The sequence below is a fragment of the Amycolatopsis thermalba genome (assembly GCF_003385215.1).
Taxonomy (GTDB): Bacteria; Actinomycetota; Actinomycetes; order Mycobacteriales; family Pseudonocardiaceae; genus Amycolatopsis_E; species Amycolatopsis_E thermalba.
In genome coordinates, this window is sequence record NZ_PQHW01000005.1 from 1 (window position 1) to 14716 (window position 14716).

The following is a 14716-nucleotide window of genomic DNA, read 5'->3' on the forward strand; positions in this document are numbered from 1 at the left end:
GGGGGGTCGGCGCGTCTGGTGGGCTCGGGCGGCGGTCGGGTGTGGGGGTCCACGGTGGCCGGTTCCGGGTCGGGCCCTGCGGCCGGGCTGGGCTGGGGCCGGCTCGTCCGGTGGGCTCGGACGGTGGTCGGGTGTTCACCGTCTCCGGTACCCGGGTCGGGCCCTGGCGGCCGGGCTGGGCTGAGTCTGCGCCCCGGTGCGGTGGGGTGGTCGGGGTGCGGCCAGCGGCGTCAGCCCCCGCCGGCCCGGGACATCCCTTGAACGCCGTGCGCTACCCCCGGACGGGGGTAGCGGCCACGCCGGGGAGTCGACTTGCCCTGGTCCCGCGGGTACCGTGGTGCGACCGACGATGGTGTGGTGCGAGGAGGACGGACGCCGATGTCTGACGCCCGCTCGGTGCTGCATGAGGAGTTGGCGGGAGCCGCCCGCGCGGCCGGGTTGCCCGTGGTGTTCGGCGGCGAGGTGATCGACGGGCGGCTGCGGTTGTCCGGCTTCGTCGGGACCCGCACGACCGCGCTGCACAACCTGGACGTCCTGCCGGGCGCCGGACTGGGCGGCCGCGTGCTGATGCAGGGCCACCCGATCTCCGTGAGCGACTACGGCAGCGCCCGCACCATCACCCACGACTACGACCGCCCGGTGCTCGCCGAGGGGCTGGCGTCGATCATCGCCGTGCCCGTGCGCAGCGGTGGCCGCTGCCGCGGCGTGCTGTACGGGGCGGTGCGGCGGCCGGTGACGTTCGGCGACCGCGTCCGGGACGCCCTCATGGAGTCCGGCAGGCGGCTGGCCCGCGAGCTGAGCGAACGCGACGAGCTGACCGCCCGCCTGGACTCGCTGTCCCCGGGAGCCACCCGCGAGGAGCTGCGCTCGGTGCACTCCGAGCTGCGGGCCATCGCCGGGGCCCTGCCCGACCCGGAAGCACGCCGCCGGATCTACGCGGCCGCGCAACGGCTCGTCGACCTCGGCGAGGGCAGGCCCGCCCCGGGACCGAAGGTGCGGCTGTCCACCCGGGAGACCGACGTGCTCGCCCAGGTCGCCCTGGGCTTCACCAACGGCGAGGTCGCCGAGCGGCTGTCGCTGTCGCGGGAGACGGTGAAGGCCTACCTGGGTTCGGTCATGCGCAAGCTGGACGCCCACACCCGGCACGAGGCCGTCGTCAAGGCGCGCCGGCTGATGCTGCTGCCGTGAGCGAGCCGGTGGCGCCACGCGGCGCCACCGGCTTCCTCAGGCCTAGACCGCGGTCGGTTCGCCGGCCTGCTCGGCGGTCATCACGGTGCCGCGGGTCTCCTTGAGCGCCAGCGTGGACACCAGCGAGATCAGCCCGGTCACCGCGAGCATCACGCCGACGGCGATGCTGCCGAAGCTCGCGGTCAGGTTGGGCGCCACCAGCGGCGGGATCGCGCCGCCCAGCACACCCGCCAGGTTGTAGCCCAGCCCGGCGCCGGTGTAGCGGAAGCGGGTCTGGAACAGCTCCGGCAGGAACGAGCCGGCCGGCCCGTACGCCACCGCGAAGATCATCAACGTGCCCACCACGCCGATGCCGAACGCGACCGGGCTGCCGGTGTCCAGCAACGGGAACAGCACCAGCGACCACGCCACGCCCAGCGCCGAGGAGTACACGATGACCCGCCGCCTGCCGAGCCGGTCCGACAGCACCCCGGCCACCACGATGACGATCCCGAACACGACCGCCGCCGCGATGCCGATGCCCAGCACCACCGGCCGCGTCAGCCCGGTCTTCGTGCCGTAACTGGTCAGGTACGTCGTGCCCATGTAGAAGAACGCGAACAGCATCGTCAGCGAACCGGCGGACAGCAGGATCTCCCGCGGCTGCTTGCGGATCGCCTCCAGGAACGGCAGCCGCTTCGGCCGGTCCAGGTCGGCGGTGCCACCGGCGGCGACGAAGGCCGGCGTCTCGGCGATGCTCATCCGCACGTAGAAACCGACGGCCACCAGCAGGATGCTGACCAGGAACGGCACCCGCCACCCGTAGTCCAGGAACGCGGCGTCCGCGTCGCCCATCACCAGGTTGGTCACCAGGAACGTGCCGCTGGACAGCGCGAACGCGATCGCCGGGCCGAGCTGCGGGAACACCGCGTACAGGCCCCGTTTGGCCGGCGGCGCGTACTCCGCCGTCAGCAGGGTCGCCCCGGCCCATTCGCCGCCGACCGCGAGCCCCTGCGCGAACCGCAGCACGACCAGGATGATCGGCGCGGCCACCCCGATCGTCGCCGCGCCGGGCAGCAGTCCGATGAGGACCGTGGCGATGCCCATCAGCAGCAGCGTGGAGATCAGCGTGCGCTTGCGGCCGATCCGGTCGCCGTAGTGTCCGAAGAGGATCGCGCCGACCGGCCGGGCGATGAACGCGACGGCGAACGTGGCGAACGAGGCCACGGTCCCGGCCGTGGCGCCCAGCGCGGGGAAGAACACCTTCGGGAACACCAGCGCGGCGGCGGTGCCGTAGATGAAGAAGTCGTAGTACTCGATGGTCGTCCCGACGCAACTGGCCACGGCCACCTTGCGCATCGGGACCGCCGGGGTCTGGCTCGACACGGGTTCTCCTCGTCGTTGAGGTCTGATGGGCAGGAATGGTCCGGTATGGACAAACCGGGCGCTACCCCCATCCGTGGGTATCGCCCCGGCGGGGGCCGGCGGCATGATGTCGGGCAGCCCGAGCGAAAGGACACCAAGCGGTGAACGCGACCGATGCCTACCGTGCGAGCAGGGACCAGTTGGTGGCGCTGCGTACCGACCACGCCCGCGCCGTGGCCGAGTTCCGCTGGCCCGAGCTGGGGGAGCGGTTCAACTGGGCGGTGGACTGGTTCGACGCGATCGCCCGGGACAACGACCGCCCCGCGCTGGTGATCGCCGAGGAGGACGGGTCCACCACGGAACGGTCCTTCGCGGAGATGTCGCGGGCCTCCGACCGGCTGGCCGCCTGGCTGCGGGAGCGGGGCGTGCGCCGCGGCGATCCGGTGCTGCTGATGCTCGGCAACCAGGTCGAGCTGTGGGAGTCGATGCTGGCGATCATGAAGCTGGGCGCGGTGATCCTGCCGACCACCAGCGCCGTCGGCCCCGCCGACCTGACCGACCGGCTCGCCCGCAGCGGCGCGAAGTTCGTCATCGCCAACACCGCCGACACCGGCAAGTTCGCCGACGTGCCCGGCGACTACACCCGGATCAGCGTGGGCGAGGCGGACGGCTGGGCCGATCTGCTCGCCGCCGCGGACCTGCCGCACACCCCGGCCGGGCACCCCGGGACCGCGCCGGCCGACCCGCTGCTGCTGTACTTCACCTCGGGCACCACGTCCCGGCCGAAGCTGGTGGAGCACACCCAGGTGTCCTACCCGGTCGGTCATCTGTCCACGATGTACTTCCTCGGGCTGCGGCCGGGCGACGTGCACCTCAACATCTCCTCGCCCGGCTGGGCCAAGCACGCGTGGTCGTGCTTCTTCGCGCCGTGGATCGCCGAGGCGACGATCTTCGTCTACAACTACCGCCGCTTCGACGCGGTCGCGTTGCTGGAGCAGCTGCGGACGCGGCGGGTCAGCTCGTTCTGCGCGCCGCCGACGGTGTGGCGGATGCTGATCAACGCCGACCTCGGCGAGCGCCCGGCCGCGCTGCGCGAGGTCATCGGGGCGGGTGAACCGCTCAACCCGGAGGTGATCGGGCAGGTCCAGCGCGCCTGGGGCCTGACGATCCGGGACGGGTTCGGGCAGACCGAGACCACCGCGCAGGTCGGCAACACGCCGGGGTCGGCGGTCAAGGCCGGGTCGATGGGCCGCGCCCTGCCCGGCGTGCCGGTCGTGCTGGTCGACCCGGCGAGCGGGCGGCCGCTGGACGGTCCCGGCGAGGGCGAGATCTGCCTGGACCTGTCACGCAAGCCGGTGAACCTGATGACCGGCTACCGGGGCGACCCCGAGCGCAACGCCGAGGCCATGGCCGGCGGCTTCTACCACACCGGTGACGTGGCCACGATCGACGACGAGGGCTACATCACCTACATCGGGCGCACCGACGACGTGTTCAAGGCCAGCGACTACAAGATCAGCCCGTTCGAGCTGGAGTCGGTCCTGATCGAGCACCCGGCCGTGGCCGAGGCCGCGGTGGTGCCCGCGCCGGACCCGGTGCGGCTGGCCGTGCCGAAGGCCTACATCGCGCTCGCGCCCGGCCACGAGCCGACGAAGGAGACGGCGCTGTCGATCCTGCGGCACGCCCGGGAGAACCTGGCGCCCTGGCAGCGGGTGCGGCGGATCGAGTTCTTCGAGCTGCCGAAGACGATCTCGGGCAAGATCCGGCGCGTCGAGCTGCGGTCCCGTGAGGACGAGCTGGGCACCGGCAGCCCCGCCGAGTGGCGCGACGACCAGTTCCCGGACCTGCGGGCCTGAGGCCCGCCTCCCTCGCGCAGTAGGTTGGAGGTGAGCAACCAGTGAGGGAGGACGAACGTGGGTCTGAAAGTCGGCTACAAGGCCTCGGCGGAGCAGTTCGGTCCGCGGGATCTGGTCGAGTACGCCGTGCGGGCCGAGGAGCTGGGCCTGGACTCGGTGATGGTGTCCGACCACTTCCTGCCGTGGCGGCACGAGGGCGGGCACGCGCCGTTCGCGTTGTCGTGGATGTCGGCGGTGGCGGAGCGGACCAGCCGGGTGCAGATCGGGACGAGCGTGCTGACCCCGACGTTCCGGTACAACCCGGCGGTGATCGCGCAGGCGTTCGCGACGATGTCGTTGCTGTCCGGCGGCCGGGTCGTCCTCGGCGTGGGCACGGGCGAGGCGCTGAACGAGATCGCCGTGTCGGGCCGGGAGTGGCCGGAGTTCAAGGAGCGGTTCGCGCGGCTGCGTGAGGCGATCAAGCTGATGCGCGAGCTGTGGACGAGCGACAACGTGGCGTTCGAGGGTGAGTACTACACGCTGGTCGACGCCAAGATCTACGACCGGCCGGAGCAGCCGGTGCCGGTGTACGTGGCCGCGGGTGGCCCGGTGGTGGCGAAGTACGCGGGCCGCGCCGGGGACGGGTTCATCTGCACGTCGGGCAAGGGCATGGAGCTCTACACCGACAAGCTGATGCCCGCGGTGGCCGAGGGCGCCGCGGCGGCGGAGCGGGACGTCGCGGGCATCGACAAGATGATCGAGATCAAGATGTCCTACGACCGGGATCCGGAGAAGGCGCTGGAGAACACCCGGTTCTGGGCGCCGCTGTCGCTGACCCCGGAGCAGAAGCACTCGGTGTCCTCGGCGGAGGAGATGGAGCGGCTGGCCGACGAGCTGCCGATCGAGCAGGTCGCCAAGCGGTGGATCGTGGCGTCGGACCCGGACGAGGCGGTCGCGCAGATCAAGCCGTACCTGGACGCGGGCCTGAACCACCTCGTGTTCCACGGCCCGGGCCACGACCAGGAGCGGTTCCTGTCGCAGTTCGCGGAGGACGTGCTGCCGCGGCTGCGCGCCCTGGGCTGAGGCGTTCGCCGCTCACGGGCCACGTGTCCGTGAGCGGCGCCGCACTCGGGCGACCGGCCGGTCCTGCCGGGGCGGTTCTTGCCGCGGTTCGCCGCTGAGGCCGCGTGCTCTTGGGCTGGAGGCACCCGCCGCTCGCGGGCTGCCTGCTCGTGAGCGGCGCCGCGCACCCGGGACGCCCGCCTGGGCCATCCGCTGGTTGCCCGCCACCCCGTCGCCCGCGGGCCCCGTGTCCGTGAGCGGCGTCATGGTGCGGGCCCTCCTCCGGCGAGAGTAATTTCGGGAATTAGCGAAATGTCGAAGGACGGTGCGGGTGCTCCCTGAGTGCAAGGCCCTGGCGAACGAGACGCGGCTGCGCATCCTGGAGTGGCTCAAGGACCCGGCGGCGCACTTCCCGGCGGCCGGGGAACCGGCCGGGCCGGGGGTGTGCGTCGGGCTGATCCAGCAGAAGGCCGGGACCTCGGCGTCGACCGTCTCGGCGCACCTGGCCATCCTGCAGCGCGCCGGTTTCCTGCTGGCCACGCGGCAGGGCCAGTGGACGTACTACCGGCGCGACGAGGACCGCATCCGCGCCTTCACCGAGCGCCTGCACCGCGACCTGTGACCCGGAAAAGGTGAGCCCGTCATGTCCCCAGTCCTGTCCGTCCTGGACCTCGCGCCGATCGCGCCCGGCCAGACCGCGCGCGAGAGCTTCGCGGCCAGCGTGGCGCTGGCCCAGGCGGCCGAGCGCAGCGGCTACCGGCGGGTCTGGTACGCCGAGCACCACAACATGGCGTCCATCGCCTCCAGCGCGACCAGCGTGCTGATCGGGCACGTCGCCGAGCACACCTCGACGATCCGCCTCGGCGCGGGCGGCATCATGCTGCCCAACCACTCGCCGCTGGTGATCGCCGAGCAGTTCGGCACCCTGGGGACGCTGTTCCCCGACCGCATCGACCTCGGGCTCGGCCGCGCGCCGGGCAGCGACCAGCAGACGATGGTGGCGCTGCGGCGCGATCCGATGTCGGCCGATTCGTTCCCGCAGGACGTGCTGGAGCTGCAGGCCTACCTGAGCGGCAAGGCCGTGCAGGGCGTGCGGTCGGTGCCGCGGCCCGAGGGCGTCGTGCCGCTCTACATCCTGGGCTCGTCGCTGTTCGGGGCGCAGCTGGCCGCACAACTCGGGTTGCCGTACGCGTTCGCGTCGCACTTCGCGCCGGACTCGCTGCACCAGGCCGTCGCGCTGTACCGCGAGCGGTTCCAGCCGTCGGAGCAGCTGGCCGAGCCGTACGTGATCGCCGGGGCGAACGTGTTCGCGGCGGAGGACCACGACGAGGCCGAGGCCCAGCGGACGGTGGCCTACCGGGCGCGCACCCGCGCGATGCTGTCGCAGGGCCGCGCGGGCGCCAACTTCACCGACGCCGAGATCGACGCGTTCCTGGCGTCGCCGCGCGGCCGCGGCCTGGCGGGGATGACGCGCTACACCGCGGTCGGCACCCCGGCCGAGGTGCGGGCCTACCTGGCGGACTTCGCGGCCGACGCCCAGGCCGACGAGCTGATCCTGGCGCACCACGCGCACGACGTCGCGGACCGGGTCCGTTCGATCGAACTGACGGCGAACGCCATGACCGCGGTCGCCTAGCGGTCCGCCCCTCCGGCCGCCGGGTAATATCGGCCGGGTTGTTGAGCAGACAGCGACCGGGTGCGGGCCCGGTGCTGTCATCACTGGTCGCTCGCCCCGTATCCGCAGGTGGTAGGGAAGGACGCGACCAGGATGAGCGACGGTGCGGCAGGCCAGCTCGAGCACCTCGACGAGGTGACCCGTGCTCTCGAGGAACTGGCCGGCACGGTCGGGAACACGGACGACTTCGACGCGCTGCTGCGTGTGGTCTGCGAGCAGGTCGTCCGGGTGGTGCCCGGGGCCGACATGGCTTCGATCACGGTGCTCGACGGGTCCGGCGCGCGGTCGGTCGCCGCGACCGACGACCGCGCCGCGCGGATCGACGAGGCCCAGTACGCCGAGGACGACGGCCCGTGCCTGCGCGCGGCGCGCACCGGCCAGGTGGTCCGGGTCGAGGTGAGCACGGCGCGTCAGTTGTGGCCGCGCTTCTCCGCGGTCGCCGCCGGGGACGGGGTGGCGAGCTACCTGGCTTCGCCGCTGCAGGTGCGCGACGAGGCGATGGGCGCGATCAACCTGTTCGGGTTCGGCGAGCACGGGTTCCGCGACGTCGACCAGAAGTACCTGGAGCTGTACGCGACGGTGGTCGACACGGTGCTGCGCCTGTCCCGGCGCGCGCTGCGCACCCAGGAGCAGGTGCGGCAGCTGCGCACGGCCATGCGCACGCGCGGGGTCATCGAGCAGGCCAAGGGCATCCTGATGGCGGCCAGGCGGATCAGCGCCGACGACGCCTTCCAGCTCCTGGTGGGTCAGTCGCAGCGGGAGAACGTCAAGCTGCACACCATTTCGGCGCGGTTCGTCGCCGAGCACTCCGGCCACGAGGTGGACCCGGACGACAGCCTGCCGAACTGAGCGCTCAGGCCGTCGGGGGAACCGCGCCGGTGATGGTGAAGACCCGGTCCAGGCCGGTCAGTTCCAGCGGCCGCAGCACCCCGCGGTTCGTGGCGACCAGGGTCAGGTCCTGCCCGGCGGCCGCGCACTCGCGGGACACCTCGACCAGCAGCGCGAGCCCGCCCGAGTCGAGGAAGCCGACCTGCTGGAGGTCGAGCACCACGGCGCGCGGCGGGGGCACCGGCGCGCCCGCCCGGGCCGCGTCCAGACCATCACGCAGATGGATGACGGTGCCGGCGTCGATTTCACCCGTCACGGTCACGACGAGGGCGTCCGGGCGGTAGGCCCACTCCACTTTCAGGTTCGTCACGGGACCTCCTGGCAAGCTCGTCGGCTCGCGAAGAACAGGGCGGGACGCGGACGACGCGCACCGCGGGCGGGACATGGCGAGCCACAGCTGCTTGTATAACCGTGACCTGGCCGACCTTACCCCATCGCCCGGCTAGGCTTGCCCGGCGCGGGCGGTGGGCCGCGCGGAGGAGACGAGGTTGTCATGAGCGAAACGGTCCTGTCCGCGCCCGAGGTGCTCTCGATCGCGCAGGAGCTGGCCGAGATCGGCAGGCTCGTCGATGACGACGACGTGAGCGCGACCCTGTCCCGCTACGTCGCCCGGGCCGTCGCGCTGCTGCCCGGCTGTGACCGCGCGACCATCACGGCGCGCACCGACGTGGGCACCGCCGAGGTGCTGGCGGCCGCCGGGAAGCCGTTGCCGGAGCCGCCGACCGACGGGTCCGGGCCGGACCCGGTCACCGAGGCGCTGACCTACCGCGAGCCCCGGCGCCTGGACGACACGGCGACCGACCGGCGCTGGCCCGCCTACGGCGGGCACCTGCGGCGGCACGGGTTCGGCAGCGCGCTGACGCTGCCGCTGCCCGGCACGGAGTCCGGGGCCGCGTTCAGCGTGCTGTCCACCGAGCCCGGCCGCTTCGGCGATGGCTCGCACGACCTCGCGCTGCTGTTCACCCTGCACGCGGGGGTGGCGTTCGACAACAGCGCGCTCTACCACGACAACATCCGCCTGCTGGGGCACGTGCAGACCGCCCTGCGCACCCGGACGGTGATCGCGCAGGCCCAGGGCCTCCTGATGCGCCACGACGACCAGTCCGCGGACGAGGCGCTGGCCGCGTTGAAGCGGATGTCGCAGCAGCGGAACGTGAAGTTGCGCGACGTGGCGGCCGCCCTCGTGGCGGCTCACCACGCCGGCCGGCTGGCCGACGTGCTGCACGCGCGCTGACGGCCCGCCGGCCTCCCTCCTCGTCCCAACACCTTGCGGGAGCCGGCGCCGCGGATCACCGCTCCGCGGCCCGCCCGCGGGCCAGGCCGGTCAGCAGAGCCCCGGCCAGCGTCGTGCCCAGCAGGACCACCGTGCCCGCCGCGGCCAGGAACACGTGCCCGCGGTCGGCGAGCGCGAAGATCCGCGTCGGCAGCGTCTGCCAGTCCGGTGGGTACAGCATCATCGTCGCGCCCAGCTCGCCCAGTGACATCGCCAGCGCCAGGCTCGCCGAGGCCGCCATCGACGGCAGCAGCAACGGCAGGCGCACCCGCAGCAGGACCCGGACCGGGCCGGCGCCGAGGCTCTCCGCCACCAGCGCGAGCTGCGGATCCGCCCGGCGGCACGCGGCCGACACCGTGCTGTAGGTGAACGGCAGCACGATCAGCAGGTGCCCGAGCAGCACGATCCACCGCGTCCCGTTGAGCAGCACCGGCGGCCGGCTGAACGCGACCAGCAGCGACAGCACGACCACCACCGACGGCACCGCGATCGGCAGGTGGAACAGCGTGTCGGCCAGCCGCCGCAGCCGGGGCGGTGCGGACGCGGCGGCCAGCGCGGCCCACGTGCCCAGCAGCACCGACCCGGCGGAGGCGATCAGCCCGGTCTGCACGCTCACCGACAGGCTCGCCAGGTTCTCCCCGGACAGCGCCTCGCCGAGGTGCGCCGCGGTGAACGCGCCCGGCAGTACCCCGGTCCACGAGCCCGCGACCGCCGCGAGCACGATCATCACCAGCGGCGCCGCCACCACGACGGTGAACAGCACCGCGAACACCACGCGCACGGCGATCCGGCTACCCCGCGTCCACAGCAGCACGGCGGTCTCCCTTCGACAGCGCCCACCGGTGAGCGCGGTAGAGCAGCAGCGAGAACACCACGTTCACCACCGCCACGACGCACGCCGCCGGGTAGTCGAACGTCACGATTCCCTTGGTGTAGACGAGAACGGGCAGCGTGGTCACGTCCTTGGCGCCGATGAACAGCACGATGCCGAACTCGTTCATCGCCAGCAGCATCGTCAGGCACGCGCCGGACGCGAGCCCGGGCAGCGCCCCGGGCAGCACGACCTGCCGCAGCACCCGCCACGGGCCGGCGCCCAGGCTCGCCGCCACGTTCAGCTGCGCCGCCGGGATCTGCCCGAACGCCGCGAGCGCCGGCCGCAGCACGAACGGCGTGTAGAACGTGATCTCGGCCAGCAGCACGCCCCACGGCGAGTACAGGAACCCGGCGCCGGGGAAGATCCCCGCGCTGCCGTAGAGGAACGTCAGCGACAACGCGATGAGGAACGACGGGAACGCCAGCATGGTGTCGGCGAGCCGGGACAGCGCCCGGGCGCCCGGGAACGGCACGAACGCGATCACCAGCGCCAGGAACGTGCCCAGCAGCACGCAGCCTGCCGTGGTGCCCAGCGCGATCGCCACCGTCCGCCACGCGGCGCGGAGGAACTCGGCCGACCCGAGCACCTCCAGCCACACCGCGAACGCGGCACCGCCGTCCTCGGCGGTCAGCGATTGGCGGACCACCAGGGCCAGCGGATAGCCGAAGAACGCCACCACCACGAGCAGCGGCGGCACCAGCCAGGCCGCTACCCGAGCGGGACGACCGGGCAACCGTCCGGAATGGACACCCCGACCCGCTGCCCGACGCCGGGCAGCCCGTCCACCGTCGCGACCTCCGCGCGGACCGGACAGGACCCCGACGTCAGCTCCAGGTCGAGATCGAGCCGGAAGCCACTGCCACGCCATTGCACACCCTTCAAGGTCGCGGGGAACAGTTCGCGGCCCGGCGCGTGCACGCCGAGCCGGTGCGGCCGCACCCCGAGCGCGACCGCACCGCCGGGGACACCGGTGACCGGTCCGGCGGGCAGCTCGCGCCCGCCGAGCCGCACGGTGACCAGGTCGTCGCCGTCGTGGCGCACGAGTTCGACCGGGATCAGGTTGGCCGCGCCGAGGAAGCTCGCGGTGAACTCGCGCGACGGCCGGTGGTAGAGCCGGCCCGACGGCCCGGCCTCGACCAGCTTCGCGTCCCGCATCACGGCGATCCGGTCGGCCAGCGCGAGCGCCTCACCCTGGTCGTGCGTGACGCGGATCAACGTGGTGTCCGGCAGCTCCGCCCGCAGCCGCAGCAGCTCGGCGACCATGTCCTCGCGCAGCGCCGCGTCGAGCGCGGACAGCGGCTCGTCCAGCAGCAGCACCGGCGGCCGGATCGCGAGCGCGCGGGCGATCGCCACCCGCTGCTGCTGGCCGCCGGACAGCTCCCGCGGGTAGCGCCGGGCGTAACCGGCCATGCCGACCAGCTCCAGCGTCTCCCGCACCCGCTCGCGGACCTCGGCGCGGGGCAGGCGCCGCGCCCGCAGTCCGAACGCGACGTTGTCGGCCACCCGCAGGTGCGGGAACAGGGCGTAGTTCTGCACCACGACACCGAGGCCGCGGCGCGACGGGGGCAGATCGGTGATGTCCGCGCCGTCGAGCAGCACCCGGCCCGCGCTCGGCCGGACGAACCCGGCGATCGCTTTCAGCGCGGTGGACTTGCCCGAGCCGGACGGGCCCAGCAACGCCAGCGTCTCGCCCCGCCCGACCGTCAGGTCCACTTCGGACAACGCGCAGGTGCGTCCGTAGTGGACGGACATGCCACGCAGCTCGATCGCGGGTGTCACCGCCCGACGGCCTTCCGGTAGGCGTTCAGGTCGGCGTCCAGGCCGGCCAGCACCGCGTTCCAGTCCGGCTGCCAGATCTCCACGCCCTGCAGCACCGCCTTGATCCGGTCGGCCTTGGGTCCGCTCACCGCGACGTCCGGCCGGCCGGGCAGCCCGTAGGCGTCCACGGCGGTCGCCTGCACCTGGGGCGAGAACAGGAAGTCCACCAGCTTGCGCGCGTTGTCCGGGTGCGGCCCTCCCGCGACCTGGCCGGCGTAGTAGGGCAGCGCGAACGTGGACCGGGTGCCGGTCGCGTCGGCCGGGAAGAACACCTCGAACCCGCCGCTCGCCTCGATCTCGGCGAGGTTCATCTGCACGTCGCCGTTGGCCACCAGCAGCTCGCCCTTGGCGACCTTGGGCTGCAGCTTCCCGGTCGACGACGACGGGCCGACGTTGTTGGCCTGCAACCTCGCCAGGTAGTCCAGCGCGCCCTGCTTGCCGAAGACGTGCTGCAGCTGGAGCAGCACCGCGGTGCCGTCGCCCGCCTCGCCGGGGGTGGAGTACTGCAGCTTGCCCCGGTACTTCGGGTCGAGCAGGTCGTCCCAGGTCCGCGGCGCCGGCTGCCCCGCGGTGGCGATGAAGCACAGGTAGTTGTTGATCATCGGCGCGTAGCCGGAGCCGGTCAGCAGGTTCTGCGACGCGGCCCGCTGGATGAACGGCGGCAGCGTCACCAGGACGTCGGCCTGCGGGTTGGCCCGCTCCTTCTCCACGCGCGAGGTGACCTCGCCGGAGCCGGCGGTGACGACCTGGACGGTGATGCCCGTCCGGGCCGTGAACTCGCCGAACCGCTGGGCGTACCAGTCCTCCAGGCCGTCGGCGGTGTAGAGGGTGACGACGTCGGTGCCGTTGCCGCCCGCCGTGCCGCCACAGGCGGACAGCACGGCCATCAGCACGGCGGCGAGCGCGACGCTCAGTTTCCTTCGCACGGGAGCACTCCTAACGCGGTGGGGAGATCGGAGACGGAGTCCAGGACGTGGGTGGCGCCGGCCGCGCGCAGGTCGGCGGCGGTCCCGGCACCGGTCAGCACCCCGGCGGCCACCGGCGCGCCGGAGCGCAGCGCGGTGCGGATGTCGGACGGGGTGTCGCCCGCGACGGCCACCGCGCGCATGTCGGTGACCTCCAGGCGCAGTGCGGCGGTCAGCACGAGATCGGGGAACGGGCGGCCACGCACGCCGGGGCCCGGGGCGAGCGCGAGGTCGGCGAGGTCCTGCCAGCCCAGCGCGTCCAGGATCGCGTGCTGGGTGCCGGCGGCGAACCCGGTGGTGAGCGCGACCTTGACCCCGGCCGCCCGCAGCACGCGGATCGTGTCCGCCGCGCCGGGCAGCGGCACGCAGTGTCCGGTGTGGACGAGTCCTTCGTAGACGCGGCGGAACTCGTCGTTCGCCCGCTGGGCGAGGGTTTCCTCCCCGAGCAGGGCGCGGAACACGGTGATCTTCGACTGGCCCATGGTGCGCCGGACGTGGTCCAGCATCGGCGGGTGCCGGTCCGCGGGCACGCCGACGGCGGTGATCGCCGCGGTGAACGCCCGCTCGACGAGCCCGTCGTCGGCGACCGTGGTGCCGGCCATGTCCAGCACGACCAGCTCGGGGGTCACAGCCCGGCCTCCTTCGCGGTGTCCTCGGCGATCGCGGGCGCGCACGTCATCCCGCGGCCGCCCGGCCCGGTGACCAGCCAGGCGTTGTCGGCGACGCGGGCGCGGTGGACGACCACCGACGGGTCGGCGGACTGCGCGTAGACACCTGCCCAGCGGCGCACGAGCCGGGGGAGCGGCCTGCCCAGCAACGCCCCGGCGACCGCGCTCAGGTGGTCGTAGGGCGCCTCCTCGACGTCGAACGGGAACGGCTCGTCGTAGCCGTGCGTGTCGCCGATGGTGAGCCCGCCGTCGCGGCGCTGCACCATGAGCAGCTGCATCGCGTGCGCCGCGGCGACCTCGTTCTGCGGCTGCTGGCGGTTGAGGGCGGTGAGCGCGTCGCCGCGGTAGGCCGGGTAGTAGCGGAAGCTGTCCCCGTCGGCGACCGACGTGGTGAGCGGCTCACCCAGCGGTTCGGTCTGCGCCATCTGCAACCGCACGCGGCGCACGGGCAGATCCGCGGCCAGCTCGCGGACCAGGCCACCGAGCCGGGCGCCGGTGCACAGCAGGACCAGGTCGCCCTCGTGCCGGTCGCCGTGGTCGTCGAGCACGCCGAGCCGGGTCAGCGCGCGGACCTCGCGGCCGGGCAGCCAGGTGTAGCGGCCGCTGGTCGCGAGCGCGGCGCGCAGCGCGGGCTGTGCCGTGCGCGGTTCGACCGCCGCGTCCTGCGGGCACCACAACGCGCCCAGGAAGTCGCCGCGCAGCGCGGGGTTGAGCGCTCGCGTCTCCGTCGCGTCGAGCAGTTTGAACTCGCGGTCGGCCGGCGCCGCGGCGGCGACGGCGTACTCGGCCTCGGTCCGCAGCACGGTGAGGGAGCCGTTCGCACGGAACCCGAGCCCGGGTGTCCGCGCGCCGACCTCCTCCCACAGCCGGCGCGCCCGCAGCGCCGTCTCCAGCTCCATCCCCGGGGCGCGGCCGCTGACCCACACCAGCCCGAAGTTGCGCACGGACGCGCCCCGCGCCTCGCGTTCCCGTTCGATCTGGACCACGTCGTGGCCGCGCCGGACGGCCTGCCAGGCGTGCAGGGTGCCGAGCACCCCGCCACCCACGATGAGAATTCGCACGACGCAACCTTCGCCGCCGGTCGTGAACGGTCCGTGGCTTCGGAGCCAACGCGCGATGAAGATTG

At 73.2% G+C, this 14716-nt stretch carries 15 protein-coding genes; 7 read left to right on the forward strand and 8 right to left on the reverse strand.

What is annotated here, in order from left to right:
* Positions 1-378: 378 nt before the first annotated feature.
* Positions 379-1188, forward strand: a complete 810-nt coding sequence (locus tag D0D15_RS03410; protein ID WP_094005166.1) for a LuxR C-terminal-related transcriptional regulator — start codon at positions 379-381, stop codon at positions 1186-1188.
* A gap of 42 nt (positions 1189-1230) precedes the next feature.
* Here D0D15_RS03410 and D0D15_RS03415 read toward each other — a convergent pair whose 3' ends face one another.
* Complete coding sequence (locus tag D0D15_RS03415; protein ID WP_094005165.1) at positions 1231-2553, reverse strand: MFS transporter; 1323 nt, start codon at positions 2551-2553, stop codon at positions 1231-1233.
* A 140-nt stretch (positions 2554-2693) separates the two neighbouring features.
* On the opposite strand from D0D15_RS03415, the gene D0D15_RS03420 reads away from it, so the two are divergent.
* From D0D15_RS03420 to D0D15_RS03440, 5 genes are all read left to right on the forward strand, one after another.
* Positions 2694-4388, forward strand: coding sequence for an AMP-binding protein (locus D0D15_RS03420; RefSeq protein ID WP_094005164.1), 1695 nt, complete (start codon positions 2694-2696; stop codon positions 4386-4388).
* Positions 4389-4445: 57 nt separating this feature from the next.
* On the forward strand, positions 4446-5450 hold the full coding sequence (gene fgd, locus D0D15_RS03425) for a glucose-6-phosphate dehydrogenase (coenzyme-F420) (RefSeq protein WP_094005163.1): 1005 nt from the start codon (positions 4446-4448) through the stop codon (positions 5448-5450).
* 310 nt (positions 5451-5760) lie between these two features.
* On the forward strand, positions 5761-6051 hold the full coding sequence (locus D0D15_RS03430) for an ArsR/SmtB family transcription factor (RefSeq protein ID WP_233157226.1): 291 nt from the start codon (positions 5761-5763) through the stop codon (positions 6049-6051).
* 21 nt (positions 6052-6072) lie between these two features.
* Positions 6073-7065 carry an LLM class flavin-dependent oxidoreductase gene (locus tag D0D15_RS03435; protein WP_094005161.1) on the forward strand — a complete coding sequence of 331 codons (993 nt, stop codon included), beginning with the start codon at positions 6073-6075 and terminating at the stop codon, positions 7063-7065.
* A 132-nt stretch (positions 7066-7197) separates the two neighbouring features.
* The gene (locus D0D15_RS03440) at positions 7198-7953 is read left to right on the forward strand and encodes a GAF and ANTAR domain-containing protein (protein WP_094005160.1); all 756 of its coding nucleotides are present in this window, start codon (positions 7198-7200) and stop codon (positions 7951-7953) included.
* A gap of 4 nt (positions 7954-7957) precedes the next feature.
* Here D0D15_RS03440 and D0D15_RS03445 read toward each other — a convergent pair whose 3' ends face one another.
* Entirely contained in the window at positions 7958-8302 is a 345-nt protein-coding gene (locus D0D15_RS03445; protein WP_094005159.1) for an STAS domain-containing protein, read from the reverse strand.
* A 183-nt stretch (positions 8303-8485) separates the two neighbouring features.
* Here D0D15_RS03445 and D0D15_RS03450 point away from each other — a divergent pair, with 183 nt between their 5' ends.
* Positions 8486-9226 (forward strand): GAF and ANTAR domain-containing protein, encoded by a 741-nt coding sequence (locus D0D15_RS03450; RefSeq protein ID WP_094005158.1) that lies wholly within the window; start codon positions 8486-8488, stop codon positions 9224-9226.
* Between the two features lie 55 nt (positions 9227-9281).
* Here D0D15_RS03450 and D0D15_RS03455 read toward each other — a convergent pair whose 3' ends face one another.
* The 6 genes from D0D15_RS03455 to D0D15_RS03480 are packed head-to-tail and all read right to left on the reverse strand — an operon-like array spanning position 9282 to position 14651.
* The gene (locus D0D15_RS03455) at positions 9282-10079 is read right to left on the reverse strand and encodes an ABC transporter permease (protein ID WP_115944230.1); all 798 of its coding nucleotides are present in this window, start codon (positions 10077-10079) and stop codon (positions 9282-9284) included.
* Positions 10057-10836: a 2-aminoethylphosphonate ABC transporter permease subunit gene (locus D0D15_RS03460; protein ID WP_425266771.1), complete on the reverse strand. Its 780-nt coding sequence runs from the start codon at positions 10834-10836 to the stop codon at positions 10057-10059. The genes D0D15_RS03455 and D0D15_RS03460 overlap by 23 nt, the downstream gene beginning before the upstream one ends.
* A gap of 11 nt (positions 10837-10847) precedes the next feature.
* The gene (locus D0D15_RS36865; protein WP_233157224.1) at positions 10848-11918 is read right to left on the reverse strand and encodes an ABC transporter ATP-binding protein; all 1071 of its coding nucleotides are present in this window, start codon (positions 11916-11918) and stop codon (positions 10848-10850) included.
* Positions 11915-12883, reverse strand: coding sequence for a 2-aminoethylphosphonate ABC transporter substrate-binding protein (locus tag D0D15_RS03470; protein WP_094005155.1), 969 nt, complete (start codon positions 12881-12883; stop codon positions 11915-11917). The genes D0D15_RS36865 and D0D15_RS03470 overlap by 4 nt, the downstream gene beginning before the upstream one ends.
* Positions 12868-13551 carry a phosphonatase-like hydrolase gene (locus tag D0D15_RS03475; protein WP_094005154.1) on the reverse strand — a complete coding sequence of 228 codons (684 nt, stop codon included), beginning with the start codon at positions 13549-13551 and terminating at the stop codon, positions 12868-12870. The genes D0D15_RS03470 and D0D15_RS03475 overlap by 16 nt, the downstream gene beginning before the upstream one ends.
* Positions 13548-14651, reverse strand: a complete 1104-nt coding sequence (locus tag D0D15_RS03480; protein ID WP_094005153.1) for a TIGR03364 family FAD-dependent oxidoreductase — start codon at positions 14649-14651, stop codon at positions 13548-13550. Before D0D15_RS03480 ends, D0D15_RS03475 begins: the two co-directional genes overlap by 4 nt.
* Between the last annotated feature and the right edge of the window lie 65 nt (positions 14652-14716).

What these genes read in the sequence shown, in the direction of transcription:
- D0D15_RS03410 (WP_094005166.1), top strand. Translation starts at nt 379, where the DNA reads ATGTCTGACGCCCGCTCGGTGCTGCATGAGGAGTTGGCGGGAGCCGCC.
- D0D15_RS03435 (WP_094005161.1), top strand. Translation starts at nt 6,073, where the DNA reads ATGTCCCCAGTCCTGTCCGTCCTGGACCTCGCGCCGATCGCGCCCGGC.
- D0D15_RS03440 (WP_094005160.1), top strand. Translation starts at nt 7,198, where the DNA reads ATGAGCGACGGTGCGGCAGGCCAGCTCGAGCACCTCGACGAGGTGACC.
- D0D15_RS03450 (WP_094005158.1), top strand. Translation starts at nt 8,486, where the DNA reads ATGAGCGAAACGGTCCTGTCCGCGCCCGAGGTGCTCTCGATCGCGCAG.